Annotated in this window: 21 protein-coding genes; 13 read left to right on the top strand and 8 right to left on the bottom strand. The window is 66.2% G+C overall.

Annotated elements, in window-relative coordinates; translation table 11 throughout:
- Window positions 1–24 precede the first annotated feature (24 nt).
- A complete protein-coding gene (locus tag AC1DIX_RS22590; RefSeq protein WP_477327592.1) occupies window positions 25–975 on the top strand; it encodes a helix-turn-helix transcriptional regulator in 951 nt (316 codons plus the stop codon).
- Window positions 976–992: 17 nt separating this feature from the next.
- On the opposite strand, the gene lysA is transcribed toward AC1DIX_RS22590, so the two are convergent.
- Both lysA and lptM read right to left on the bottom strand, forming a co-directional pair.
- On the bottom strand, window positions 993–2267 hold the full coding sequence (lysA, locus tag AC1DIX_RS22585; protein WP_441934868.1) for a diaminopimelate decarboxylase: 1275 nt from the start codon (window positions 2265–2267) through the stop codon (window positions 993–995).
- Window positions 2268–2269: 2 nt separating this feature from the next.
- A complete protein-coding gene (gene lptM / locus AC1DIX_RS22580) occupies window positions 2270–2521 on the bottom strand; it encodes an LPS translocon maturation chaperone LptM (RefSeq protein WP_441934869.1) in 252 nt (83 codons plus the stop codon).
- A gap of 41 nt (window positions 2522–2562) precedes the next feature.
- Between lptM and cyaY the strand changes: the two genes are divergently transcribed.
- On the top strand, window positions 2563–2892 hold the full coding sequence (gene cyaY / locus AC1DIX_RS22575; RefSeq protein WP_477327590.1) for an iron donor protein CyaY: 330 nt from the start codon (window positions 2563–2565) through the stop codon (window positions 2890–2892).
- On the opposite strand, the gene AC1DIX_RS22570 is transcribed toward cyaY, so the two are convergent.
- From AC1DIX_RS22570 to AC1DIX_RS22560, 3 genes are all read right to left on the bottom strand, one after another.
- Entirely contained in the window at window positions 2879–4393 is a 1515-nt protein-coding gene (locus AC1DIX_RS22570; RefSeq protein WP_477327588.1) for a hybrid sensor histidine kinase/response regulator, read from the bottom strand. The two genes, cyaY and AC1DIX_RS22570, sit on opposite strands and share 14 nt — an antisense overlap.
- The gene (locus AC1DIX_RS22565; protein ID WP_477327586.1) at window positions 4393–5895 is read right to left on the bottom strand and encodes an ATPase domain-containing protein; all 1503 of its coding nucleotides are present in this window, start codon (window positions 5893–5895) and stop codon (window positions 4393–4395) included. Before AC1DIX_RS22565 ends, AC1DIX_RS22570 begins: the two co-directional genes overlap by 1 nt.
- 90 nt (window positions 5896–5985) lie before the next feature.
- Entirely contained in the window at window positions 5986–8340 is a 2355-nt protein-coding gene (locus AC1DIX_RS22560; RefSeq protein WP_477327584.1) for a penicillin-binding protein 1A, read from the bottom strand.
- 339 nt (window positions 8341–8679) lie between these two features.
- Here AC1DIX_RS22560 and AC1DIX_RS22555 point away from each other — a divergent pair, with 339 nt between their 5' ends.
- The 8 genes from AC1DIX_RS22555 to AC1DIX_RS22520 all read left to right on the top strand — a co-directional run bounded on the left by AC1DIX_RS22555 (window position 8680) and on the right by AC1DIX_RS22520 (window position 18629).
- Window positions 8680–9756: a pilus assembly protein PilM gene (locus AC1DIX_RS22555; RefSeq protein WP_441934874.1), complete on the top strand. Its 1077-nt coding sequence runs from the start codon at window positions 8680–8682 to the stop codon at window positions 9754–9756.
- Window positions 9756–10364, top strand: a complete 609-nt coding sequence (locus tag AC1DIX_RS22550) for a PilN domain-containing protein (protein WP_477327582.1) — start codon at window positions 9756–9758, stop codon at window positions 10362–10364. The genes AC1DIX_RS22555 and AC1DIX_RS22550 overlap by 1 nt, the downstream gene beginning before the upstream one ends.
- Window positions 10361–11023: a type IV pilus inner membrane component PilO gene (locus AC1DIX_RS22545; RefSeq protein ID WP_441934876.1), complete on the top strand. Its 663-nt coding sequence runs from the start codon at window positions 10361–10363 to the stop codon at window positions 11021–11023. The genes AC1DIX_RS22550 and AC1DIX_RS22545 overlap by 4 nt, the downstream gene beginning before the upstream one ends.
- Window positions 11020–11568, top strand: coding sequence for a pilus assembly protein PilP (locus AC1DIX_RS22540; RefSeq protein ID WP_441934877.1), 549 nt, complete (start codon window positions 11020–11022; stop codon window positions 11566–11568). Before AC1DIX_RS22545 ends, AC1DIX_RS22540 begins: the two co-directional genes overlap by 4 nt.
- Window positions 11565–13700: a type IV pilus secretin PilQ gene (locus AC1DIX_RS22535; RefSeq protein ID WP_477252081.1), complete on the top strand. Its 2136-nt coding sequence runs from the start codon at window positions 11565–11567 to the stop codon at window positions 13698–13700. The genes AC1DIX_RS22540 and AC1DIX_RS22535 overlap by 4 nt, the downstream gene beginning before the upstream one ends.
- 34 nt (window positions 13701–13734) lie before the next feature.
- A complete protein-coding gene (locus tag AC1DIX_RS22530; RefSeq protein ID WP_477327580.1) occupies window positions 13735–15717 on the top strand; it encodes an Ig-like domain-containing protein in 1983 nt (660 codons plus the stop codon).
- A gap of 87 nt (window positions 15718–15804) precedes the next feature.
- Window positions 15805–17493 carry a bifunctional shikimate kinase/3-dehydroquinate synthase AroKB gene (gene aroKB, locus AC1DIX_RS22525; RefSeq protein ID WP_477327578.1) on the top strand — a complete coding sequence of 563 codons (1689 nt, stop codon included), beginning with the start codon at window positions 15805–15807 and terminating at the stop codon, window positions 17491–17493.
- Window positions 17490–18629 carry a deoxyguanosinetriphosphate triphosphohydrolase gene (locus tag AC1DIX_RS22520; protein WP_477327576.1) on the top strand — a complete coding sequence of 380 codons (1140 nt, stop codon included), beginning with the start codon at window positions 17490–17492 and terminating at the stop codon, window positions 18627–18629. The genes aroKB and AC1DIX_RS22520 overlap by 4 nt, the downstream gene beginning before the upstream one ends.
- Window positions 18630–18808: 179 nt before the next feature.
- On the opposite strand, the gene mutY is transcribed toward AC1DIX_RS22520, so the two are convergent.
- From mutY to mutM, 3 genes are read right to left on the bottom strand one after another with little or no spacing between them, the layout of a single operon-like run.
- Window positions 18809–19927, bottom strand: a complete 1119-nt coding sequence (mutY, locus tag AC1DIX_RS22515) for an A/G-specific adenine glycosylase (RefSeq protein ID WP_477327574.1) — start codon at window positions 19925–19927, stop codon at window positions 18809–18811.
- Entirely contained in the window at window positions 19924–21870 is a 1947-nt protein-coding gene (locus AC1DIX_RS22510; protein ID WP_477327572.1) for a dynamin family protein, read from the bottom strand. Before AC1DIX_RS22510 ends, mutY begins: the two co-directional genes overlap by 4 nt.
- A 22-nt stretch (window positions 21871–21892) precedes the next feature.
- Complete coding sequence (mutM, locus tag AC1DIX_RS22505) at window positions 21893–22738, bottom strand: bifunctional DNA-formamidopyrimidine glycosylase/DNA-(apurinic or apyrimidinic site) lyase (protein ID WP_441934884.1); 846 nt, start codon at window positions 22736–22738, stop codon at window positions 21893–21895.
- A 117-nt stretch (window positions 22739–22855) separates the two neighbouring features.
- On the opposite strand from mutM, the gene AC1DIX_RS22500 reads away from it, so the two are divergent.
- The 3 genes from AC1DIX_RS22500 to ispE all read left to right on the top strand — a co-directional run bounded on the left by AC1DIX_RS22500 (window position 22856) and on the right by ispE (window position 26276).
- The gene (locus AC1DIX_RS22500) at window positions 22856–24661 is read left to right on the top strand and encodes a tetratricopeptide repeat protein (protein ID WP_477327569.1); all 1806 of its coding nucleotides are present in this window, start codon (window positions 22856–22858) and stop codon (window positions 24659–24661) included.
- Window positions 24662–24763: 102 nt separating this feature from the next.
- Complete coding sequence (locus tag AC1DIX_RS22495; RefSeq protein ID WP_441934886.1) at window positions 24764–25375, top strand: outer membrane lipoprotein LolB; 612 nt, start codon at window positions 24764–24766, stop codon at window positions 25373–25375.
- A gap of 1 nt (window position 25376) precedes the next feature.
- Window positions 25377–26276 carry a 4-(cytidine 5'-diphospho)-2-C-methyl-D-erythritol kinase gene (ispE, locus tag AC1DIX_RS22490; RefSeq protein ID WP_477327567.1) on the top strand — a complete coding sequence of 300 codons (900 nt, stop codon included), beginning with the start codon at window positions 25377–25379 and terminating at the stop codon, window positions 26274–26276.
- The last annotated feature ends 61 nt before the right edge of the window (window positions 26277–26337 follow it).

Genomic DNA, 26337 nt, shown 5'->3' with positions numbered 1-26337 from the left:
GGTATATAGGTCATAATCGGTCCTATGTACCATCCGACCACCCGCGTTCTCGCCTTGCTCGAACTGCTGCAGACCCATGGCCGCATGAGCGGCGCCGAATTGGCGCCGCGCCTGGGCGTGGACCGCCGCACCCTGCGCCGCTACGTCGGCAAGCTGGAAGACATCGGCATCCCCATCACGGCCGAGCGCGGACGGGCGGGCGGCTATGCGCTGATGCCCGGCTTCAAGCTGCCGCCGATGATGTTCACCGAGGACGAAACCCTGGCGCTCTCGCTCGGCCTGCTCGCCGCGCGCGGACTCGGGCTGGCCGAGGCGGCGCCGGCGGTGGCCAGCGCCCAGGCCAAGCTGGAGCGCATCATGCCCGACCAGCTTCGGCGCCGCGTGCGCGCCGTCGACGAAACCGTCAAGCTCGATGCGGCGCGCGCGCTGGCGCCGGCCAACAACCAGCCGCTGGTGCTGCTGACCGGTGCGGCCCAGGCTTGCCGCCGGGTGCTGCTGCGCTACCGCGACCAGCACGGCAAGGAGTCCGTGCGCCGCTTCGATCCCTATGGCGTGGCGCTGCGCCACGGGCGCTGGTACGCGGCCGGCATGTGCCATCTGCGGCAGGCGTTGCGCACTTTCAGGCTGGACCGGGTCGCGGGCGTGGAGCCGCTGGAGGAAGATTTCGAGCGGCCGCCCGGCTTCGATCCGATGGCCCACGTCGTGCGTTCCATCGCGACCCTGCCGCGCGCCTTTTCCATTGAAGTGCTTTTGAAGGCCGACCTGGCCTCGGTGCGGGCCCACCTGTTTGCCGAAGCGGGAGTATTGGAGGAAACGGCCGGCGGCGTGGTGGTGCGCGCCCAGTCCGACGAACTGGACTGGTTCGCGCGCCAGCTGGCCGGCATGCCCTTCGAGTTCGAGATCCGCCACCCTCCAGAGCTGAGGGCGGCGGTGGGGGACTGCGTCCGGCGCCTGCTGCGCTGCACCGGGGAGTAATGCTTATTTGACGATACTTACTTGACGATGGTTTCCAGCGCAAACAGCTCTTCCGGCGTCTCGCGGCGGCGGATCAAATGGACCTGGTCGCCGTCGACCAGCACCTCGGCCGCGCGGCCGCGGGTGTTGTAGTTCGAGGCCATCGTGAAGCCGTAGGCGCCGGCCGCCATCATCGCCAGCACGTCGCCCGGCTCGACCGCCAGGTCGCGGTCGCGCGCCAGCCAGTCGCCCGATTCGCAGACCGGGCCGACCAGGTCGTACTTCACGGTGCCGCCTGCGCGCGGGACCACCGGCTTGACGTCCATCCAGGCCTGGTACAGGGCCGGACGGGCCATGTCGTTCATGGCGGCGTCGATCACGCAGAAGTTCTTTTCCTCGCCCGGCTTCAGGAATTCCACCGACATCAGCAGCACGCCGGTATTGCCGACGATCGAGCGGCCCGGTTCGAAGATCACCTTGATCGGCTTGCCCTCGTACTTCTCGGCGCGCCAGGCGTCCACGCGCGCGAACACGCGCGACACGTAATCGCCGATCGCCACCGGGGCGTTGTCGCCGGTGCCGTAGTCGATGCCGAGGCCGCCGCCGACGTCCAGGTGGTGCAAGTGGATGCCTTCGCCGGCCAGAGTGTCGATCAGCTCGATCAGCTTGTCCAGCGCTTCCAGCAGCGGTGCGTCATCCAGCAGCTGCGAACCGATGTGGCAGTCGATGCCGACCACTTCCAGGTGCGGCAGGGACGCCGCGGTACGGTAGGTGTCGAGCGCGTCCGAGAAGGCCACGCCGAACTTGCTGGCCTTCAGGCCGGTGGCGATGTAGGGGTGGGTCTTGGGATCGACGTTCGGGTTCACGCGCAGCGACACCGGCGCGCGCTTGCCGCGGCGGCCCGCCACCTCGTTGATGCGGTGCAGTTCGGGGATCGATTCGACGTTGAAGCACAGGATGCCCTGGTCGAGCGCCAGCTCGATCTCGGCCACGGTCTTGCCCACGCCCGAGAAGATCACCTTGCCGGGATCGCCGCCGGCCGCGATCACGCGCAGCAGTTCGCCGCCGGAGACGATGTCGAAGCCGGCGCCTTCGCGCGCCAGGATGTCGAGGATGGCCAGGTTCGAATTCGCCTTCATCGCATAGCAGACCAGGGCATCGCGGCCCTTGGCCGGCGCCGCATAGCCGCGGAAGTTCTGCAGCAGCTGGGCCTTCGAATACACGTAGGTCGGGGTGCCGAAGCCTTGGGCGATGGCGGACAGGGGGACGCTTTCGGCGTGCAGGACGCCGTCTTGGAACGAGAAGTGCGACATGGTTACTGTTGGCTGGCCGGGGTGGGCGGGTTGGTGGCTTGGGTATTGTTGGCGTTCGATCCCGCGCTCGGCGTGGTCGTGCCGGCGGCCGGTGCCGGCGGCGTGGCGGTGGTGGCCGGAACCACGGCGGCCGGGGCCGGAGCGGCGGGGCGGGCCGGCGGCTTGGGCATGTAGAGGGGGCCGGGCTGGCCGCAGGCGGACAGCAGGACCAGCGTGGCCACAGCAAAGGCCGGGAGCGCAAATGGGGACTTCACGATTAGAATCACGGTTTGATTAGCAGACCTTGGAGTGTAGCATGACCGAAACCGAATTTTTGGACCTCGCCGAGTCCACCCTGAACGAGATCGAACTGGCCTTCGATCGCCTGTTCGAGCAGGACGTCGTCGACGTCGAATGCAAGCGCAGCGGCAATGTGCTTGAGATCGAATTCGTCGACAACGGTTCGAAAATCATCGTCAACAGCCAGGCCCCGCTGCAGGAGATGTGGGTGGCAGCGCGTGCCGGCGGCTTCCACTACAAGCGCGTCGGCGACCAATGGCGCAATACCCGCGACGACAGCGAGCTGTTCACCTCGCTGTCCGACTACGCCACCCAGCAGGGCGGGGCGCCGGTCAAATTGCGCTGAGGACGCCCAGCAGGGCTTCCATGTCCACCGGCTTGACGAAATGATGGTCGAAGCCGGCGGCGCTGGTCCTGGCGCGGTCCGCGTCCTGTCCATAGCCGGTGATGGCGATCAGGATCGCCTGCGCCATGTGCGGCAGCCGGCGCAGGTGCTGCGCCAGTTCGTTGCCGTCCATGTCCGGCAAGCCGATGTCGAGCAGGCAGGCGCCGAAGGGCTCGGCGGCGGCGGATGCCAGTGCCGCGTGGGCGCTCTGCACGACCACGACCCGGTAGCCGGCGGTTTCCAGGAACAGGCCGAGCATCTGGCCGGCATCGTCGTTATCGTCGACGACCAGCAGGCGCAGTCCATGGGTGTCGCTCGGCGCCTCGCCGTGCTGCGCAGGGGCGGCGCCGGCGCCGGGCGTCTCGACCCGCGGCAGGCTGACCGTGAAGCGGCTGCCCTTGCCGGCGCCCTCGCTGAACGCCGAGACCCTGCCGCCATGACGCGCCACCAGGTTCCGGACCAGCGCCAGGCCGATGCCGAGCCCGCCCTGGGAACGGTCGGAGCTGCGTTCAGCCTGTGCGAACAGGTCGAACACCCGGTCGAGCATCTCGGGGACGATGCCGATGCCGTTGTCGGTGACGGTATAGTCAACGCTGTCGCTAGTGGCGTGCAGCGCCACCGCGATCTCGCCGCCCTCGGGCGTGTATTTCGCGGCGTTGTTCAGGATATTCGCGACCACCTGCACCAGGCGCTTCTGGTCGCCGTGCACGAAGGCGGTGTCGCGCGGCAACTGGATCGACACGCGGTGCCGCCGGCTCTCGATCAGCGGGCGCACCTGCTCGACGGCGGCGGTGACGATCTGCCTGGCGTCCAGCAGGGTTTCGTCGAGCGTGACCAGGCCGCGCGATACCCGCGACAGGTCGAGCAGGTCGTCGATCAGGCCCGTCATGTGCTTCACCTGGCGCGAAATGATCTCGCTGGTCTGGCGGATCTTTTCGCGGTCGAGGTCGGGGATGCGGAGCAGGTCGGAGGCCGCGCGGATTGGCGCCAGCGGGTTGCGCAGCTCATGCCCCAGCATGGCCAGGAACTCGTCCTTGCGCTGGTCGACTTCGCGCATCGCATACTGCCTGCGGCGGGCGCGCAGGGCCGACTGCGCGGCGCTCACCAGGGTCATGCCCTGCGCCGGACGCTCCAGCAGCGAGACATTGCCCAGTTCCAGGTAGCGGTGCTGCAGGCCGGGCGCCGCGGCGCCGCGCCGGCTCATGATCAGGACCGGCAGGTCGGACCAGTCCGGTTGGTGGTCGATGAAGTGCCTGAGGACGCGCACGAAGTCCGGCGTGACCGCTTCGTCGCCGACCAGCACCGCACCGGCGCCGCGCCCGAGTTCGTCGATCAGCTGGCCAGGCTGGGCGCACACGCCGCAGGCGATGCCGGCGCGCCCGAACAGCTCCTCGATCAGGCGCGCGTCCTTGCCCACCGGTGCATGGATCAGGATGCGCTCTTCGAGATCGTTGGCCTGCATCAGTTCGCAGAAGCGGGATCGTGCCGTCCGCCGTCCGGGTCCAGGATGGTCGGTACGCCCGTCAGGACACCCTGGAAATTCCTGAGCACGGCGCCGACGGCGATGCCGTTTTGGGTGATGTCGAACTGCCGAAGCGTGGTCTCGTGCGCGCTGCCGCGCTTCTTGAACACGGAGATCGCCTTCTGGACGGCGCCCTGGGCTTCGAAATAGCGCAGGATCAGGACATTGTCCGCCATGTAGCTGACATCCATTCCGGTCGACATGCTGCTGCCGACGATGCCCTGCTGGACACCGACCAGGAAGGTCGCCACCCCGCGCTGCCCCAGGTAGGTCAGCACTTCGTGCAAATGGGTCGACAGGAAACCGGCTTCCGGCATCGCATTCATGTAGCCGTTCAGGCTGTCGATCACGATCACCCTGGCGCCCTGGTCCGCCGCGCCGCATACGGCATGGGTGAATTCGCCGGGCGACATCTCTGCCGGATCGATCTGGTGGACGTTCAGCAGGCCGGATTCGAAAGGCGTGTGCAGGTCGAGGCCGATGCCTTCGCTGCGGTTCAGCAGGGTATTGAAGGATTCCTCGAACAGGAACATGGCGGCGCGCTGGCCGCGGTCGGTCACCGCCTTCACGAACTGGATGGCGACGCTGGACTTGCCGGTGCCCGGCGGCCCCGACACGAGGGTGCTCGATCCTTCCTCGATCCCGCCGCCCAGCAACTGGTCCAGCTTGGCAAGGCCGCTGCCGAGCTGGGCGCGCCGGACGATCTTGCGCGACTCGGCGGCGACGATGCGCGGGTAGACCACCAGGCCGCCGGTGACGATCGAATAGTCGTGCGGGCCGCGCCGGAAGGCGACCCCGCGGTATTTCAGGACCCGCACCAGGCGCCGTTCGGCGCCGTACTCGGAATCGATGTGCTGCAGCGAGATAACGCAATGGGCGATACTGCGCACCTGCTGGTCGCCCTTGAGCGAGGTCTTGTCGTCGAGTAGCAGGGCGGTGCAGGAACGCTTCGAGAAGTACTGCTTGAGCGCCAGCACATGGCGCCGGTAGCGCAAGGGAGTGCCCGACAGGAGCTGCAGCTCGGACAGCGAATCGAGCACGACCCTGCTCGGATTGAGCTTCTCGACCAGCCTGATGATCATGTTGTTGGTTTCGCCCAGCTCGACTTCGGACGGATCCATCACCGTGTACTGCTCGCTGGGGTCGAGCAGGCTTTCATCCGGTATCACTTCCTGGACGGAGATGCCGTCCAGCGACATGCCGTGCGTCTCGGCGACCGCGCGCAATTCGACTTCGGTCTCGGCCAGGGTGATGTACAGCACGGTCTCGCCGCGCGCCGCGCCTTCCGCCAGGAATTGCAGCGCGAGTGTCGTCTTGCCGGCGCCGGGATCGCCTTCGACCAGGTAGAGCCTGTCCCTGGTGAGGCCGCCGCCGAGGACGTTGTCGAGACCGGCGATGCCGGTCGAGATGAATGCGGTGCTGGAAGTGTTCTGGGTGCTCATGACAATGTCTTGCGCAGAGGGTGCCGCATTGTTCCTAAACCATCATGATTACATAGTTTTTGCAACAATACGTGCACCGTAGACCAGTCCTCAGAACAGCTCGTTCCTCACCGCGTCGCGGGTCTTCTGCTGGTCCGCCGGCGGCTGCGCGCCGACGTCCAGCGACTGCACGCCGGTGCCCGGCGGGTTCTCCACGTAATAGTACTCGTCGCCGTACTGCACCAGGCCGGCCGGCACCTGGCGCTCCGCCACCGGCACGTCCTTCAGCGCCTTCTGCATGAAGCCGATCCAGATCGGCAGCGCCAGGCCGCCGCCGGTTTCGCGGTTGCCCAGGTTGCGCGGCTGGTCGTAGCCCATCCAGGCGATGCCCACCAGGTGCGGCTGGTAGCCGGCGAACCAGGCGTCGATCGAGTCGTTGGTGGTGCCGGTCTTGCCCGCCAGGTCGGGACGCTTCAGCATCTGCTGGGCCTTGGCGGCGGTGCCGAAGCGGGCCACGTCGCGCAGCATGCTGTCCATCAGGTAGGCGTTGCGCTCGTCGATCACGCGGTTGGCGTCGACGCCGGCGCGTTCCGGACGCGCTTCCGACAGCACCTTGCCGTCCGCGTCGGTCACCTTCGAAATAATGTAGGGCATGACGCGGTAGCCGCCGTTCGCGAACACGGAATAGGCGCCCGCCATCTGCAGCGGCGTGGTGGCGCCCGCGCCCAGCGCCAGGGTCAGGTAGGGCGGGTTCTTGTCGGCGTCGAAGCCGAAGCGGGTCGCGTATTCCTGGCCGTAGCGGGCGCCGATCTTGTTCAGGATGCGGATCGAGATCATGTTCTTCGACTTCATCAGGCCGCGCCGCATCGTCATCGGGCCCTCGTACTTGCCGTCGTAGTTCTTCGGCTCCCAGGCCTGGCCGCCGGTCGAGCCGGCATCGAAGGAAATCGGAGCGTCGTTGATCAGGGTCGCCGGCGAGAAGCCGCGCTCCAGCGAGGCCGAATAGATGAAGGGCTTGAACGAGGAACCCGGCTGGCGCCAGGCCTGCGTGACGTGGTTGAACTTGCTGCGGTTGAAGTCGAAGCCGCCGATCAGGGCGCGGATCGCGCCGTCGTCCGGGCTCACCGCCACGAAGGCCGATTCCACCTGCGGCATCTGGGTGATGCTCCAGGCCGAGCCGCCGTCCTGGGTCACGCGGATCACGGCGCCGCGGCGCAAGCGGCGGGTCTCGGCCGCTTTCGGCGACAGCCATTCGCGCGCGAAGGCCAGGCCGGGTCCGGTGATCCTGATCTCTTCGCCGGAGGCCAGCACCGCCGTCACCTGGGTGGGCGAGGCCTGCTGCACGATGGCGGCGAGGATGTCGTCGGAATCGGGATGCTCGGCCAGCTCGGCCTCGATGGCTTCATCGGCCTCGGCCTTGGTTGAAGGGATCTCGATGTATTTTTCCGGGCCGCGGTAGGGGTGGCGGCGCTCGTAGTCCATCACGCCGCGGCGCAGCGCCAGGTAGGCGGCGTCCTGGTCGGCCTTGGTGATGGTGGTGAACACGTTCAGGCCGCGCGTATAGGTGTCTTCCTTGAACTGCTCGTAGACCAGCTGGCGCGCCATCTCGGCCACGTATTCGGCGTGCACGCCGAAGGCCGTGCTGTCGGTCTTGATCTTCAGTTCCTCGTTCTTCGCGGTCTCGTACTGCGCATCGGTGATGTAGCCGAGGTTGTGCATGCGCTGCAGGATGTACTGCTGGCGCAGGCGCGCGCGCTTCGGATTCACCACCGGGTTGTAGGCCGAGGGCGCCTTCGGCAGGCCGGCCAGCATGGCCGCTTCGGCCACCGTGATGTCCTTCAGGTCCTTGCCGAAGTAGATCTGGGCCGCCGACGAGAAGCCGAAGGCGCGCTGGCCCAGGTAGATCTGGTTCATGTAGACCTCGAGGATCTGGTCCTTGCTCAGGTTCTTCTCGATCTTCCAGGCCAGCAGGGCCTCATAGGCCTTGCGCTTCAGGGTCTGTTCCGACGACAGGAAGAAGTTGCGCGCCACCTGCTGGGTGATGGTCGAGGCGCCCTGGCGCGCGCCGCCGGTGGCGTTGTGCAGGGCCGCGCGCAGGATGCCCCAGTAGTCGACGCCGCCGTGCTCGTAGAAGCGGTCGTCCTCGATCGCCAGCACGGCCTTCTTCATCACGTCCGGGATGTCCTTGAAGTGCACCAGGGTGCGGCGCTCCTCGCCGAATTCGCCGATCAGGACGTTATCGGCGGTGAAGATCCTTAATGGCATCTTCGGCCGGTAGTCGGTCAGGGTATCGAGGGCGGGCAGGTTGGGGTAGGCCATCGCCAGCGCGAACACGACCACCAGCACGCCGCACACCGCCAGGCCGGACAGGGCCGCCAGCAGGGTCAGGACGATACGCTTCGGGCTGTGCTTGCTGGAAGGCGGCGGGGAGGGCGGGGTCGGCGCCCCGTTCGAAGATGCTTTCATGCGCATGAATGGTTCGCTGTGTTGATCAGATTCATTATAAGGCAGGGGCGATATCGAAACACTGCTGGTCAAGTCGATAACAGGTGTGTAAACGGTGACAATATTGATCTACGACAGGGAAAAACCAACTGTCGTTTTCCTGCTTCGGACCAAAGTGTTCCCATGTAGAAATATCTTGTCTGAGGTCATCCTTATTGCTACGATTTAACACAGTGCCTTCAGTATGCACATAAATAAGGCGCACCAAGTCGCTGGTTTTTCTAAACAAATAATTCCCCAACGCGGGCGTTCAATAGCCGTTCTTCAGGAACGCAAAGAAGCAAAGAGGGAGCAACGCTCGTGATCAGTCTAGGTTCCTTGTTCGGACAGTCCAACCCGCCCTTGATCGGGATCGACATCAGTACGTCCGGCGTGCGACTGGTGGAGCTGGCGGACGCCGGCAAGGGCGCGCTGCGGCTGGAGCGCTATGCTTCCGAGCCGCTGCCGCGCGGTACCGTGGTCGACGGTAACATCGAGAATATCGAAGCCGTATCGGAAGCGGTGCTGCGCGTCTGGAAGAAGAGCGGCAGCAGGGTCAGGCATGTCGCGCTCGGCATGCCGCCGGCCGCCGTCATCACCAAGAAAATCATCCTGCCCGCGGGCCTGGCCGAAGACCAGCTCGAAGTGCAGGTGGAGTCCGAGGCCAGCCAGTATATCCCGTTTGCATTGGACGAGGTCAGCCTGGACTTCGACGTCATCGGCGCGGCGCCGAACTCGCCGGAAGACATGGAAGTGATGCTGGCGGCGGCGCGCCGCGAGAAGGTCGAGGACCGGGTCGCGATCGCCGAGGCGGCCGGCCTCACCGCCACCGTGATGGACATCGAATCGTATGCGGCGCGTTCGGCGGCCCAGCGCGCGATCGAAGAGGAGGGCGGCGCCAGGGAGGGGCAGATCGTGGCCCTGTTCCAGATCGGCGCCCAGGCCACCCATATCTCGGTGCTGCAGAACGGCGAGACCATCTACGAACGCGAACAGCCCTTCGGCGGCATCCAGCTGACCCAGGACATCGTGCGCGCCTACGGCCTGTCCTTCGAGGAGGCGGAAGCGCGCAAGAAGGCCGGCGACCTGCCGGACAACTACGGCGCCGACCTGCTGACGCCCTTCCTGGAAAACGCCGCGCTGGAAATCACGCGCGCGATCCAGTTCTTCTTCACCTCGACCCCGTACACCCGCATCGACCAGATCTACCTGGCCGGCGGCTGCGCACAGGTGGCCGGCCTGCCCGACATCATCGCCAGCCGCACCCGGATCAGCTGCAGCGTGATCTCGCCGTTCAAGGGCATGCAGCTGGCGCCCTCGGTGCGCGAACAGCAGCTGCGTCACGAAGCGCCGGCCTACCTGGTCGCCTGCGGCCTGGCACTGCGGAGGTTTGGCTGATGATCCGGATTAACCTGCTTCCCCACCGGGAAGCGAAACGCAAGCAGAAGCAGGCGGCGTTTGCCGCGCTGCTGGCCCTCGGCGGCGTGCTCGGCGGGGCCCTGGTGCTGATGGTGGGCGGCTATAACGCCAGCGTCATCGCCACGCAGAACCAGCGCAACGAGGTGCTCAAGCAGGCCAACGCGGAACTCGACGTCAAGATCAAGAAGATCGCCAACCTGAAGTCCGAGATCGAGGCGCTGAAGGCGCGCCAGCAGGCGGTCGAAGACCTGCAGGGCGACCGCAACCAGCCGGTCTACCTGCTCGACGAACTGGTGCGCCAGACGCCGGAAGGGGTCTACCTGAAGAGCTTCAAGCAGGATGGCCAGAAGGTGCTGCTGACGGGCGTGGCGCAGTCGCAGGAACGGGTCGCCGAACTGCTGCGCAACCTGTCGGGCAATTCGCCGTGGCTGGAGCGCCCGGAACTGGCCGAGGTGCGCGCCGCCACCCTGGCCCAGAGCAAGACCGGACGCAAGGTCGTCGAATTCACGCTGAACGTGTCGATCAAGCGCGCGCGTGAAAAAGAAGAGATCGCCAAAGAGAACGCGAAGCCGGGACCGAAAAAATGAACATCGATCTGAAACAGCTGGGCGCCGACATCGCCTCCCAGTTCGAAGGCCTGCAGGGCCGCCATCCCGGCCTGTGGCCGCTGGCGCCGCGCCTGCTGTGCGCGGCCGGCGTGATGGCCGCCGCGATCGGCCTCGGCTACTTCTTCTACTGGAGCGGCCAGTTCGAGGAGCAGCAGGCCCTGGCCGCGCAGGAGCAGACCCTGCGCGACGCCTACAAGGCCAAGATGGCGCAGGCGATCAACCTGGACGCGCTCGAAGCCCAGCAGCAGCAGGTCAACCGCTACGTCGAACGCCTCGAGAAGCAGTTGCCGAGCAAGGCCGAGATGGCGGCCCTGCTGTCGGACATCAACCAGGCGGGCCTCGGCCGCGGCCTGCAGTTCGAGCTGTTCCGGCCGGGCCAGGCGGTGGTGAAGGATTACTATGCCGAGCAGCCGATCGACATCAAGGTTACCGGCAGCTACCACGACATCGGCGAATTCGCCGCCGACGTGGCGAAGATGCCGCGCATCGTCACCCTGAACAACCTGGCGCTCAGCACCGGCAAGGACGGCATGCTGTCGCTCGACGCCATCGCCAAGACCTTCCGCTACCTCGACCAGGACGAGCTGGACGCGCAATCGAAGGCCAGGAAGAAAAAGAAGAAGGAGGCCAAGGCGTGAGCGGGTACATGATGAAGCGGGCCGGCGCCCTGGCGGCTGCGGCGCTGCTGCTGGCCGGCTGCGGCGACAGCGACGTCAAGGAAGTGCGCGACTGGATGGACCAGGTCAAGCACGACACCCGGCCGGCCGTGAAGCCGCTGGCCGAACCGAAGGATTTCATCCCCTTCGCCTACGGCGACAGGGAAGCGGTGGATCCCTTCAATCCGAACAAGCTGCTGAACCAGCTGGCCAAGGCGGCGGAGACGTCGCCGGACCCGAACAAGCCCGACCTGAAGCGCCCGCGCGAACTGCTCGAGAACTTCCCGCTCGACACCATGCGCATGGTGGGCACGATGCAGAAGGGCGGCGCGAACTATGCGCTGCTGCAGGTCGACCGCGCGGTCTACCAGGTCCGCGCCGGCCAGCGCATTGGCCAGAATTTCGGCATCGTCACCCGCGTGGGCGACGACGCCATCAATATCCGTGAAGTGGTGCAGGACGCTGCCGGCGAGTGGGTCGAGCGCATCGCGAAGCTTGAGCTGCAAAGCAAGGAGAATCATAAATGACCCGACTTGGAAGCATCGCCCTCGGCCTGGTGCTGGCCTTCGGCGCCGGCAGCGTCTTCGCACAGGACAACGCGATCGAATCGATCAGCGCCAACCAGCAAGGCAATAACGTCGTCATCAACGTGGCGATGAAGGAGGCCCCGGCCAGGCTGCCGATCGGCTTTTCGATCACCAACCCGGCGCGCATCGCGCTCGATTTCGGCTCTACCGCCAACGCCACCGGCAGGAGCGCCCAGGACATCAACCTGGGCGACGTGCGCGGCGTGAACGTGGTGCAGGCCGGTGAGCGCACCCGCCTGGTGCTGAACCTGAAGCGTCCGCTGAGCTATGCCGCCGCGATCGACGGCAAGTCGGTGATCCTGACCGTCGAAGGCTCGGGCGGCGTGGCGCAGGCGGTCAACGCGGCCGGCCTGCCGGCCCATCCGGCGGCCCCGGCGGCGGTGCGCCAGAACCTGCGCGACCTCGATTTCCGCCGCGGCGCCAATGGCGAAGGCCGCATCGTGGTCGACCTGCCGAACAGCCAGGTGCCGGTGGACGTGCGCCAGGCCGGCAACCAGATCACGGTCGACTTCCTGCGCACCGGCCTGCCGGCCACGCTGCGCCGCCGCCTCGACGTGACCGATTTCGGCACCCCGGTCACGAAGATCACCACCACGCCGCAAGGCGAGAACGTGCGCATGACGATCGACGCCCAGGGCAACTGGGAACAGAGCGTGTACCAGAGCGACACCCAGCTGGTCATCGACGTCAAGCCGGTCAAGGAAGACCCGAACCGCCTGGCCCAGGGAGCGCAGGGCTACAAGGGCGAGAAGATCTCGTTCAACTTCCAGAACGTCGAAGTGCGCGCCGCCCTGCAGGCGGTGGCCGACATCTCGGGCCTGAACATCATCGCCAGCGATTCCGTCAGCGGCAGCCTGACCCTGCAGCTGAAGCAGGTGCCGTGGGACCAGGCGCTGGACGTGATCATGCAGGCCAAGGGCCTCGACATGCGCAAGAACGGCAACGTGCTGTGGATCGCGCCGAAGGAAGAGATGCTGACCAAGGAAAAGCTGGAGCTCGAGCAGAAGGCCCAGATCGCCGACCTCGAGCCGCTGCGCTCCGAGATCTTCCAGCTGAACTACCAGAAGGCCGAAGCCTTCCGCACCGTGTTCGGCCTGGACGGGGGCGGCGCGGCCGGCGCCAGCAACCGCGTGCTGTCGAAGCGCGGCAGCGCCACCATCGATCCGCGCACCAACCAGGTGTTCGTGACCGACATCGCGTCCAGGCTGGAAGAGGTGCGCAAGCTGATCCAGAAGGTCGACATCCCGACCAAGCAGGTGCTGGTCGAGGCGCGCCTGGTCGAGGCCAACGACGGCTTCTCGCGCAACCTCGGCGCCAAGCTGGGCTTCGCCGACATGCGCACCATCCGCGGCGGCGACTCCGGCTACCAGGTCAGCGGCAACCAGCGCGTGGCGGTCGGCGGCAACCTGAACGGCATCGGCCAGACCACCGGCCAGCTGGCCCTGACCAGCGATTCCTACAACAACACCCAGCTGGTCAACCTGCCGGCGGCGCCGATCAACGGCGTCAATGCGCCGACCATCGCCTTCTCGCTGTTCTCGTCGGCGGCCAACCGCTTCCTGAACCTGGAGCTGTCGGCGCTGGAAGCGGACGGCAAGGGCAAGATCATCTCCAGCCCGCGCGTGGTCACCGAGGACAACGTGGCGGCCGTGATCGAGCAGGGCGTCGAGCTGCCCTACCAGCAGGCGACCAGCAGCGGCGCGACCTCGGTCACCTTCAAGAAGGCCAACCTGCGCCTGGAAGTGACGCCGCAGGTCACGCCGGACGGCAACGTGGTGCTGGAAGTCGACGTCAACAAGGATTCGAAAGGCGAGAGCACCGCCTCCGGCTTCGCCATCAACACCCAGCACGTGAAGACCAAGGTGATGGTCGAGAACGGCGGCACCGTGGTGCTCGGCGGTATCTACCAGCAGACCGAGACCTCGAACGACTCCAAGGTGCCGCTGTTCGGCGACCTGCCGGTGGTCGGCTACCTGTTCAAGACTACGGCGCGCTCGACCTCGAAGACCGAGCTGCTGGTATTCATCACCCCGAAGATCGTGACCGAGCACCTGCAGAACGCGGCACACTGAACCAGTCAACACAATCGACAAGAAGAAGGCAGACATGAGCAATACCAACATCGCGCGCCGCGGCGCGCCCGTCGCCACCGCGCTGCTGATGGCGCTGGTACTGAGCGCCTGCGGCGGTGGCGGCGGCAGTCCTGGCGCCGTGACCGGCGGCGGCGGCGGTTCCACCGGCAGCGGCAGCGGCGGCACCGGCACCGGCGGCACCACCGTGACCGCCAGCCCGAGCGTGAGCGTGGGCTTTACCGGCGCCGGCGGCGCCGCATCGAACGCCCTGTCGAGCGCGACCCCACTGACGGTCAAGGCGACCGTGCTCGACGCAAACAAGAAGCCGGTGCCGAACGCAATCGTCACCTTCGCTACCGACAATAGCCTGGCGGTATTCTCGCCCTCGTCGGGCACCGCGCTGACCGACGTGAACGGCGTCGCCAGCGTCACCATGCGTCCCGCCAGCGCAGCCTCGGGCGGCGCCGGCACCGTCACCGCCACCAGCACCGTGGCCGGCAGCGCCGTGACGGGCAACTCCAACTTCTCGGTCGGCGCCACCGCGCTGTCCTTCGGCGCCCTGAGCGCTTCCTCCGCCTCCATCCAGGCCTACGAATCGACCGACCTGTCGGTGAGCGTGATGAGCGGCGGCGCCGCCTACACCGCGCAGCCGGTCAACGTGAGCTTCAGGTCGGACTGTGCCGACAAGGGCAAGGCGACCCTGGCCGCCACCGTGGCGACCAACAACGGCGTCGCCAAGACCGTCTACCGCGACAAGGGCTGCGGCACCAGCGATGTGATCACCGTGTCGGCGGACGGCATCTCCACCCAGTCCACGCTGTCGCTGACGATCGCGCCGCCGCGCGCGGCCTCGGTGCAGTTCGCATCGGCATCGCCGACCAGCCAGTCGCTGGTGGTCCAGGGGCAGGGCGGCATCAACCGTACCGAAACCGCGCTGCTCACCTTCAAGGTGGTCGATACCTTCGGCAACCCGCTGGCCGGCCAGCAGGTCACCTTCCAGCGTTACCCGGACACTGCCGACGTCACGATCAACAAGCTCAGCGATACCACCGACGCCAGCGGCAACGTCGTGACCACCGTGAATTCGGGCTCGACCGCCACCTCGTTCAAGGTGCGCGCCACCTTGCCGAACACGGGCGCCAACGGCAATCCGGATATCTCGACCCTGTCGGACTCGATCGTCGTGACCACCGGCAAGCCGGTGCAGCGCGCGTTCTCGATCGCGACCGACAAGTTCAATTTCGAAGGCTGGAATGTCCAGAGTTCGCCGACCAATCCGGCCGCCACGGTCTCGGTCAGCCTGGGCGACGCCTTCTCCAACCCGGTGCCGGACGGTACCCCGGTGGTCTTCCAGACCAACCTGGGCATCATCGGCACGTCCGACAAGGGCGGCTGCAACACCACCAACGGCACTTGCGCGGTGCCGCTGCGCGCCCAGGCGCCGTTCACCGCCACCCCCGGCGTGCCGGCCACGGCATGCAACAGCATCACGCCCGACAGCACCCGTGCCGGCCTGGCGACGATCTGCGCCAGCACCACCGACGGCACCAACTTCCTGACTGCGCGGACCGCGGTGTTCTTCAGCGGCGGCTCGGCCGTCAACACCTTCATGAACGGCAGCAGGGTCTCGTTCAATGCACTGACGCCGAATGACCTCGGCTCGATCAGCGCCAGCGCCACCAAGGTGTTCCAGCTGCAGTTCAATGACGTGAACAACAACCCCTTGCCGGCAGGCAGTACGGTGGCCATCACGAGCATGCTCAACGGTAACGCGGCGGCGGTCCAGCCGGCCACCGTGCCGAACATCGCGCCGCATAGCAGCAGCAACGTGGACGACCCGAGCGGGATCGCGGTCAGCGGCAACCAGGGCTCGACCCACACCTTCAGTATTTCGGGCTCGAATCCGACCAACTGCACGACCACCGTACAGTCCTCGTTCAACGTCACCGTCACCACGCCGGCGCCGTTCAGTACGGTAACGACCATTCCTTTTAAACTCACGTTCACCTGCCCGTAATACAATGCACTGAAACCGGTAGCAACTGAACGAATCACGCGGCGGCCAGGTTATCCTGGCCGTTTGCTTTTTGAGCGATCGAGAATAGTGCCTCACTGCAAGAACAACAACATCTTCCTCGTCGGCCTGATGGGCGCCGGCAAGACGACCATCGGGCGCATGCTGGCGCGCCGCCTGGGCATGCACTTCGTCGATTCGGACCATGAGATCGAAGCCCGCACCGGCGCCTCGGTGCCCTGGATCTTCGAGATCGAAGGCGAGCCCAGCTTCCGCCGGCGCGAAGCCGACATGATCCGCGAACTGACGGCCGGCAGCGGCCTGGTGCTGGCCACCGGCGGCGGCGCGGTGCTGAATCCGGACAGCCGGCGCCTGCTGTCCGAGCGCGGCACCGTGATCTACCTGCGGGCCAGCGTCAACAGCATCCTGGCGCGCACCTCGCACGACAAGAACCGTCCGCTGCTGCAGACCGCCGATCCGCGCAAGAAACTGGAAGACCTGACCGCCCAGCGCGAACCCCTGTACCGCGAGATCGCCGACCTCGTCATCGACACCGGCCGGCCTAACGTACAATCGATGGTTCAGACAATACTGGACCAGCTGGCCGCGCTGGATGCGGCGCGCCAGCGGACCAAGGCACGCACACACATGAACGAACAAGCCTTTACTACCCTCAACGTCGATCTGGGCGAACGCAGCTATCCGATCCTGATCGGACGCGGCCTGCTGGACGACGGCGAACTGCTGACCCGCTATATCGGCACAAGCAGCGGCGCCGGCGGAAAAGTCGCGATCGTCACCAACACCACGATCGCGCCGCTGTACCTGGAAAAGGTGGCGGCGCCGCTGCGCGCGAGCGGACGCGAGATCGTCACCATCGTGCTGCCGGACGGCGAGGAATATAAAAACTGGCAGAGCCTGAACCTGGTGTTCGACGCCCTGCTGGCCAACAAATGCGACCGCAAGACCACCCTGGTGGCGCTGGGCGGCGGCGTGATCGGCGACCTGACCGGTTACGCGGCCGCCAGCTATATGCGCGGCGTGCCCTTCGTGCAGATCCCGACCACCCTGCTGTCCCAGGTCGATTCCTCGGTCGGCGGCAAGACCGGCATCAACCACCCGCTCGGCAAGAACATGATCGGCGCCTTTTACCAGCCGCGCGCCGTGATCGCCGACACCGCCACCCTCGACACCCTGCCGGCCAGGGAACTGTCGGCCGGCCTGGCCGAGGTGATCAAGCATGGCGCCATCCTCGACCTGTCCTTCTTCGAGTGGATCGAGGCGAACATCGGCAAGCTGGTCGCGCGCGATCCGGCCGCGCTGGCCCACGCCATCCTGCGCTCCTGCGAGATCAAGGCCGACGTGGTCCGCCGCGACGAACGCGAAGGCGGCCTGCGCGCGGTGCTGAACTTCGGCCACACCTTCGGCCACGCGATCGAGAACGGCCTCGGCTACGGCGCGTGGCTGCACGGCGAGGCGGTCGGCTGCGGCATGGTGATGGCGGCCGACCTCTCGCACCGCCTTGGCCTGCTGGGCGCCGACGACGCCCTGCGCGTGCGCCGCCTGGTGAAGGCGGCCGGGCTGCCGGTCGAAGCGCCGGACCTGGGCGCCGATCGCTGGATCGAGCTGATGGAAGTCGACAAGAAGAACGAGGGCGGCGCCATCAAGTTCATCCTGCTGAAACCCCTGGGCAGCCCGAGCATCACCGGGGCGCCGCGCGAGCAGCTGCTGGCGACCCTGGACGCCAACGTCGCGACTGTCGGGAGAGGGCGGGGATGATCGATTTCGACGCCCACCTGGCACCCTATGCGGCGCACTCGTCGAAGTCCCGTGGGCGTCGCCATCCCGAACCCGCGGCCGGCTCGCGCAGCGAATTCCAGCGCGACCGCGACCGCATCATCCACTCCACCGCCTTCCGCCGGCTGGAATACAAGACCCAGGTCTTCCTGAACCACGAGGGCGACCTGTTCCGCACCCGCCTGACCCACTCGATCGAAGTCGCCCAGATCGCGCGCACCTTGGCGCGCAGCCTGCGCCTGAACGAGGACCTGGTCGAAGCGGTCTCGCTGGCCCACGACCTCGGCCACACGCCCTTCGGCCACGTCGGCCAGGACGTGCTGAACGAATGCATGAAGGACCATGGCGGCTTCGAGCACAACCTGCAGAGCCTGCGCGTGGTCGACCACCTCGAAGAGCACTACGGCGCCTTCGACGGCCTGAACCTGACCTTCGAAACGCGCGAAGGCATCCTGAAGCATTGCTCGCTGACGAATGCGCGCCAGCTGGGGGAACTCGGCCAGCGCTTCATCGACAGGCACCAGCCCAGCCTGGAAGCCCAGTTGGCCAACCTGGCCGACGAGATCGCGTACAACAACCACGACATCGACGACGGCCTGCGCTCCGGCCTGCTGACCATGAAGCAGATGGAAGAGGTGGAACTGTTCGCGCGCCTGCACTACCAGGTCGTGCAGCAGTACCCCGGCCTGCCGGGCCGGCGCGAGCTGTACGAGACGATCCGCCTGATGATCACGGCGATGACGGCCGACCTGGTCGAGACCTCGGCGGCACTGCTGCTCGAGGCCGCCCCGAAGAGCATCGACGAGGTGCGCGCGGGACCGCCCCTGATCCGCTTCTCGCCGAAGATGCGCGAAGAGACCACGGCCCTGAAACGCTTCCTGTACGCCAACCTCTACCGCCACTACAAGGTCAACCGCATGCGCGTGAAAGCCAGCCGCATCGTGCGCGAACTCTTCGACGCCTTCATGACGGACCCGGTGCTGCTCCCCTTCGACTACCAGGTGGCATCCGGCGACACCATGAAGCAGGCCCGCAAGATCGCCGACTACATCGCGGGCATGACGGACCGCTACGCGATCCGCGAACACAAGCGGATTTTCTCTCTGGATGAGTTGTAAAAATTCGGGGTCAGAGCACTTTTCGGCCCAAATTCGGGGTCAGAGCACTTTTTCGAACAATTCCTCGCGCTCAACACCATCAGGGCCAAGCTGGCGGCTCTCGTGGTGGGCTTGCGCGATCTGCCTAAAAAGATGGCAGCAGGACGTTGCCCAGAAAAGTGCTCTGACCCCGAATTTGTTCAGCCGAACAGGGAGGGCTGGCCGAGCTGGCCCAGCAGTTTCTTGATGGGTGCCGGCAGTGCGGCTTCTTCGATTCGGGCCAGGTCCCACCACACGTGGCTAGCAGGGAGCTCGGCGCGCGACGCCAGCCCGATCCGGTAGGGGTGGATGTGCAGCTTGTAGTGCGTGAAGCCGTGTTCCAGCGGCAGCAGCGTTTCCGTCTCGTCGACCATGCCGAACCTGGCGGCCGCCTCCGACGCCGCGCCCCGGTCGAGTTCTTCGTCCTCATCCAGCGCCACATGCCCGTCGACTTCCGGCAGCGACAGCAGGCCGCCCCAGATCCCGGTGCCGGGCCGCTGCTCGAGCAGCACCTGGCCGCGGTCGATCACGACCAGCATCTGCGCGCGCTTTTCCGGCGTCGCCTTTTTCGGTTTGCGCACCGGCAGTTCGGCGGTGCGCCCTAGGGCGTGGGCCACGCAGCGATCCTGCAACGGACAGCGGCCGCAGTCGGGTTTCGAGCGCGTGCACAGGGTCGCGCCCAGGTCCATCAGGCCCTGGGTATAGGATTCGATCCCCTCGCCACCTTCGGGCAGCAGCGCCTCGGCGCGGCGCCACAAGGCGTCTTCGACCGGCTTCAGGCCGGGATACTGGTCGATGCCGAACACGCGCGCGAACACGCGCTTGACGTTCCCGTCCAGGATCGCGGCGCGCGTGCCGCTGGAAAACGCGGAGATGGCGGCGGCGGTCGAGCGCCCGATGCCGGGCAGGTCGGCCAGCAGCGCCGGATCGGACGGGAACACGCCGCCATACTCGGCGACCACGCGGCGCGCGCAGGCGTGCAGGTTGCGCGCCCGGGTGTAGTAGCCCAGGCCCGCCCAATACGCCATCACCTCGTCGACGGGGGCGTCGGCCAGCGCCTGCACAGTCGGGAAGCGCTCCAGGAAACGCGCGTAATAGCCCAGCACCGCGGCCACCTGGGTCTGCTGCAGCATGATCTCGGACAGCCAGATGCGGTAGGCGTCGCGCGTGTTCTGCCAGGGCAGGGCGTGGCGGCCGTGCTGGCGCTGCCAGTCGATCACGGCGCGTGAAAAGCCGGGGTCTTCCAGCTCGCTCAAATCAAATTCGGTCAATCGTTTCATGCTATTTCCAAAACCTGCGATGCCGATGCCGGCGCCGCGTCCTGCGAAGCCTCCAGCACCTGCGTCACCGCGCCCGTCAGTGCGGACAATTTCGTCTTGACCTGCTCGAGTGCCTGCTGGGCCGATTCGAAGGCGGCGATCTTCTGTTCCAGGCTTTCGGTGGCGTCGTGGATGCGCTGGATCGACGATTGCCGGTGGCGCAGCTGTTCGCGGTGCTGGCGGATCTGCGCTTCGAGCGGCGCCATGATCACCTTCAGCCAGGCCTCGACATCGGCATTCGCGGCGCGGAACGTGTGTTTGACGCGCGCGGCGATGGTGTCGACGAAGCGCTCCAGCATCGTGCCGCGGCTGGTGATCAGCAGGGTCGCGGTGCCGGACTGCTTCTGCCAGATCGCTTCGACGGCGTCGACTTCGCTGCGGTAGCGCGCCAGCGACAGGGGCATCGGCATCGCCAGCGCCAGGCCGTGTTCGGCCGAGAAGCGGCGGTACATGGTCTCCATCATCGCGCCGATCTCGCCGATCTTGGCGGTGGAGGCGTCCAGCCTGGCGCGCGCCTCGTCGAAGAAGGTCCGTACCGGCGCGCGCATGCCGGTGGCGAACAGCACGCCTTCCATCGCGGAGCGCACCGCATCGACCTGCTCCTGCAGCACGTCCATGCCGATGCTGCTGTACAGCTCCGTCGACAGGGTCGCGAACACGGCGCGCGTGCCCTGCAGCTTGAACAGGCTGGCGTCGAATTCCTTTTTCTCCATCTCGACGCGGCGCATCATGTGGGCGATCACGCCCTGGTTCTTGCCGCGCAGGCTTTGCAGCTCCTGCAGCTGCTCGACCAGGTCGCGGATGCGCGCGCCCAGCAGCGCCTGCTGGCCGGCCGTGATGGCGTCCATGTCTTCGCGCAGCTGGCGGCGCAGGATGTCCTGGCGCGCCGGAATGAGTTCGTTGAACAGGGCCGATTCCAGCAGCCCGATGCGGCTCTTCTCGAACAGCGCCATGTCCTGGTTGACGCGCCCGACCAGGCCCTTCTGGGCCGATACCGGGAACACCTGGGATGTTTCGAGGCCGAGCAGCTGGGCCGCGCCGGCCTGCTGGCGCGCGATCGCGGCCTCGTTCTCCGCTTCCGTGCGCAGCTCGTCCCACAGGGCGTCGATCTTGTTCAGCACGACGATACGCCCCGGGCCGGCGCCGATGTGGGTGCGCCAGACTTCGATGTCGCTCTTCGTCACGCCGGTCTCGGCGGCCAGGATGAACAGCACCGCGTGCGCGTTCGGGATCAGGTTGAGGGTCAGTTCCGGCTCGGTGCCGATCGCGTTCAGGCCCGGCGTGTCGAGGATGACCAGGCCCTGCTTGAGCAGCGGATGCGGGAAGTTGATCAGCGCATGCCGCCATTGCGGGATCTCGACCAGGCCATCGTCGCCGAGGGCACCAGCCAGATCGGGGTCTTCCGGATCGTAGAGGCCGTAGCTGCGCGCATCGGTGACGCTCACGCGGCGCGTCAGGCTGACCTGGCGGAAGGTCTCGATCATGCGCTCGGGCGATTCGAGCTCGAGCGGCAGCACGGTCCAGGCGGCGGGATCCTCGCGGTAGTCGCTGGTGGCCAGGCGCCCGGCGCGGGTCTCGATCGGCAGCAGGCGGATGCAGGCCGGCAGCTGCGGATCCCATGCCAGCTCGGTCGGGCACATGGTGGTGCGGCCGGGACTGGACGGCACGATGCGCTGGCCGTAGTCGGCAAAGAAGATCGCATTGATCAGCTCCGATTTACCGCGCGAGAATTCGGCCACGAAGGCCACCGACAGGCGGTCGTCGCGCACCCGGGCCAGGGCCCGCGCCAGCCGCTGTTCGGCCGCGCCGTCCAGCAGTTCGGCCGCTTGCACCCAGCCGCGGTAGCGTTCCAGCGCCTCGGCGACACTGGCGCGCCAGGCCCCGTATTGTTGAATATCTTGCATTGTTGTGCCGCCTATCTTTGGCTTACTTCTGGCAGGTCGCGCAGTAGAACGTCGACCGCTGGCCCTGCACGATCTGGCGCACGGGCGCGCCACAGTTTCTGCAAGGCACTCCTGCACGATCATAGACGAAATATGTCTGCTGGAAATATCCGGACTGCCCATTTACTGCAATAAAGTCACGCAGGGTACTGCCACCTTGCACGATCGCGGCGGCAAGGATCTCGCGGATGGCCTCGGCCAGCTTGTCATAGCGGGCGCGGCTGATACGCGACGCCGCCGTCTTCGGATTGATGCCGGCGCGGAACAGGCTCTCGCAGGCGTAGATATTGCCGACGCCGACCACGATGTCGCCGGCCAGCAGCACCTGCTTGATGGGCGCGTTGCGGCGCCTCGTCTCGCGGTGGAGCAGGGCGCCCGAGAAGCCGTCCTCGAGCGGTTCGACGCCCAGGCCGCGCAGCAGGATGTGCTGCTCGAGTTCGCCGTCGTCGTTGCCGTGCCAGAGCACGGCGCCGAAGCGGCGCGGATCGTGCAGGCGCAGCACGCGCCGGCCTTCGGGGCCCGCATTTTTCTCTCGGACGATCAGGTCGACATGGTCGTGTTTTTTCAGCTCGACCCCCTCCGGCAGCACCCGCAGGTGGCCGGACATGCCGAGGTGGATGATCAGGGTGCCGTGCTCGAAATGGATCAGCAAATACTTGCCGCGGCGGCTGGTCGACAGGATTTCGCGGCCTGCCAGCAGCGCGTCCAGGTTCGGCGGAAACGGCCAGCGCAGGCCTTCGCGCCGCAGCACGACCTGTTCGACGACACGGCCTTCCAGGTGCGGAGCGACGCCGCGCCGAGTGACTTCTACTTCCGGGAGTTCGGGCATATCAGGGAAAGATGCAGGGAAGAACAGTGGAAAAGTATGTAAATTCGTGTTGCAACGGCGCACGCGCGGCAGGCGTTAAGCGTAGAATCGGTCCATCTTGTTGATGCGGGATCGACCTTGAAAAACACTTTCGCCATTGTAACCCTCTCGGCCCTGCTGTCTGCATGCGCTGTGGCGCCCAAGCAGCAGCCGGCCGGCCAGGCCGACCATTCCGACCAGCCGCTCGCCGCCGCCGAGGCGCAACGCCGCGCCGCCGCCGGCGAGCCGGCCCAGGACAGCGCCCAGCAGGGGGACGAGCAACTGCCGAATGTGACGATGACGCCCCAGATGATGTCCCAGCTCATGGGTGCCGAGCTGGCATACAAGAAGGGCGACTGGCAGGGGCCCTACCTCACGCTGATGAGCCTGGCCCAGCAGACCAGGGATCCGCGCCTGGCCAAGCGCGCCGCCGAGATGGCGCTGTCGGCCAAGCAGCCCGACGACGCCCTCGCCGCGGTGAAGCTGTGGCGCCAGTACGCACCCAACTCCGACGAGGCCAACCAGTACTATCTGGGGCTGGTGGTCCTGTCCGACAACCTCTCCGAAGCGGAAAATGTGCTGAAGCAGCGCCTGGCCGACGCCACCCCGGGCGCCCGCGGCCTGATGATGTTCCAGATGCAGCAGCTGGTGATGCGCGCCAAGGACAAGGACGCCGCCATCGCCATGCTCGATCGCCTGGTCGCGCCCTACGGCAACATGATGGAAACCCACGTGGTGCTGGCCCAGTCCGCCCTGGCGCGCGGCGCCAAGGAAGATGCCTTGCGCGAAGCCCGCGCCGCGCTGCAGATCAAGCCGGATTCCGAGATCGCCGTCCTGACCCTGGCCCAGGTGACGGAGGGCGACGACCAGTCGGCGAAGGTGCTGGCCGACTTCCTGGCCACCCATCCGGACGCCAGGGAAGTGCGCACCGCCTACGCCCGCATACTGGTTAACGCCAAGCAGTACGAGGCCGCGCGCAGCGAATTCCTGGCGCTCGACAAGGCCCAGCCGAACAATCCAGGCACCCTGTACGCGCTCGGCATCCTGTCGATGCAGATGAACGACAACCAGGGCGCCGAGCAGTACTTCACGCGCTTCGTCGACGTCATGGAAAAGGCCCCGGAAGAGGAGCGCGACCCGACCAAGGCCGTGCTGATCCTGTCCCAGCTGGCCGAGGACCGCGGCGACATCCCGGGCGCGCTGGCCTGGCTCGACCGCCTCGACACGAACGACCCGAAGCTCCAGTTCGGCTCCGACCTGCGCCGCGCCCAGCTGACCGCCAAGCAGGGCGACCTGGCCGGCGCCCGCAAGCTGCTGGGTACGCTCAAGCCCGCGGAGCCGGCCGAGCAGGCCCAGGTCCTGCTGGTCGAAGCCCAGCTGCTGCGCGATGCCGGCAAGAACCAGGAAGCCTTCAAACTGATGGAGCAGGGCCTCAAGCGCTTCCCGGAAAACACGGATTTCCTTTACGACTACGCCCTGATGGCCGAGAAGATGGGCAAGCCCGCGGTAATGGAGAAAGCGCTGCGCCAGGTGATCGCCAAGGCGCCCGACAACCAGCATGCGTACAACGCCCTCGGCTATTCGCTGGCAGAGCGCAACGTGCGCCTGAAGGAAGCCTACCAGCTGATCGACAAGGCCCAGAAGATGGCGCCGAGCGATCCCTTCATCATGGACAGCATGGGCTGGGTGCAATACCGCATGGGCAAGCTGGACGAGGCCGAAGCCCAACTGCGCAAGGCCTACGCGCTGCGCAACGATCCGGAGATCGCCGTCCACCTGGGCGAGGTCCTGTGGAAGAAGGGCCAGCACGACGATGCGCGCAAGCTGTGGCGCGAGGCGCGGGCCAAGGATCCGAAGAACGATGCGCTCAAAAGCACGCTGACCCGCTTGCGCGCATCGCTCTGACAGAATCTTTCAAAAAATGGCTATTTTTGAAATAATATTTCATCAATTCGCCAGCTTTTATTAACGTCGTCCCCGCGCAGGCGGGGACCCAAGTTCGTACCGATGCCGATCAAGTTTCCATTTCGCCTGCTAGCAGCCGCCACCATCGCCTTCACCTTGGCCGGCTGCGCCACCTCCACCGCCAATCTGTCCACCGCCTCGGTCGCCGCCTACCGCGACACCATCGACCTGAACGGCAAGATCGCGGTGACCTACCAGAACAATAACGAGACGAACCGGGTCGGCGGCAAATTCAGCTGGACCCAGCGTCCGGGGCACGTCGAGGTATCGATGTTCGACCCCTTCGGCCAGACCGTTGCCGAGATCAGCGTTACGCCGGACTCCGCCACGCTGACCCAGCCCAAGCGCGAACCGCGCACGGAAAAGGACATCGACACGCTGACCCGGCAGGCGCTCGGTTATTCCCTGCCGGTGGCCGGCCTGCGCGACTGGCTGCAAGGCTATGCCACGGATGCCCAGGGCAAACGCTTCGTGGCATCGCCGGCCAACAACAATGTGTTCACGCGCGATGGCTGGAACCTGCGCTTTGCCGAGTGGCAGGACAAGCCGGGCCCAAACGGCGCGCCACTGCCCAAGCTCATCCAGGCGAACCGCGGCGCCACCGCCGATAGCGGCGACCTGTCGATCAGCATCACGATCTTCCCGGAAAGCTGAGATGGCGCTGTCTTCCCTGCACGGCTGCCCCGCGCCAGCCAAGCTCAACCTGTTCCTGCACGTGACCGGCCGCCGCCCGGACGGCTATCACCTGCTGCAATCGGTGTTCCAGCTGATCGATAAAAGCGACACCCTCGACTTCGACCTGCGCGCCGACGACCGCATCGTGCGCGTCAACGACGTGCCCGGCGTGCCGGAAGAGCAGGACCTGATCGTGCGTGCCCTGCGCGCGCTGCAGGCCGAGTTTCAGCGCCGCCACGGCAGGCTGCCGCCCGGCATCAGCGTGCGCATCGACAAGCGCCTGCCGATGGGCGGCGGGCTGGGTGGCGGATCGTCGGACGCCGCCACCGCGCTGATGGCCGCGAATCATTTGTGGCAGGCCGGCCTGAGCGATGCGGAACTGATGGCGATCGGCCTGCCGCTGGGCGCCGACATTCCTTTCTTCCTGTTCGGCGAGACCGCGTTTGCCGAGGGAGTAGGAGAGGCGCTGYAGGCGGTGCCGGGGCCGGATTGCTGGTATGTGGTGATCGAGCCGGGTGTTTCTGTGCCCACTGCGGCAATTTTTACGGCGCCCGATTTGACAAGAAACACTAAACCCGTCAGAATAGCGGACTTCCTAGGGCATCAAGCCGAATCGAAAGATTCAGCGGGGTTCGGGAAAAATGATTTGCAGGACGTGGCAATTCGCCTGTTCCCGCCGGTAGCAGAGGCGGTCGAATGGTTGAGCGGTCATGGGGCGGCCAGGATGACTGGCTCCGGAGCGTGCGTGTTCAGCGCGTTTTCCACAGAGCAAGAAGCAGAGCAGGTGCTGAAGCAGGTACCGGCGAAGTGGACAGCGTGGAAAGCAAGTTCGATAACGAAACATCCGATGAAATCGCTCTTGCAAATCAACGAGTTGTAGAATAAAATTTTGCCTGTCAGCGCAACGGCAACAAGCTAAAGCGGTGATAAGAAGCAAAAGC

This window comes from Massilia sp. 05N420 (assembly GCF_056397205.1).
Note: the sequence above shows the minus strand (reverse complement) of the source record. Positions and strands in the feature narration are given on the sequence as shown.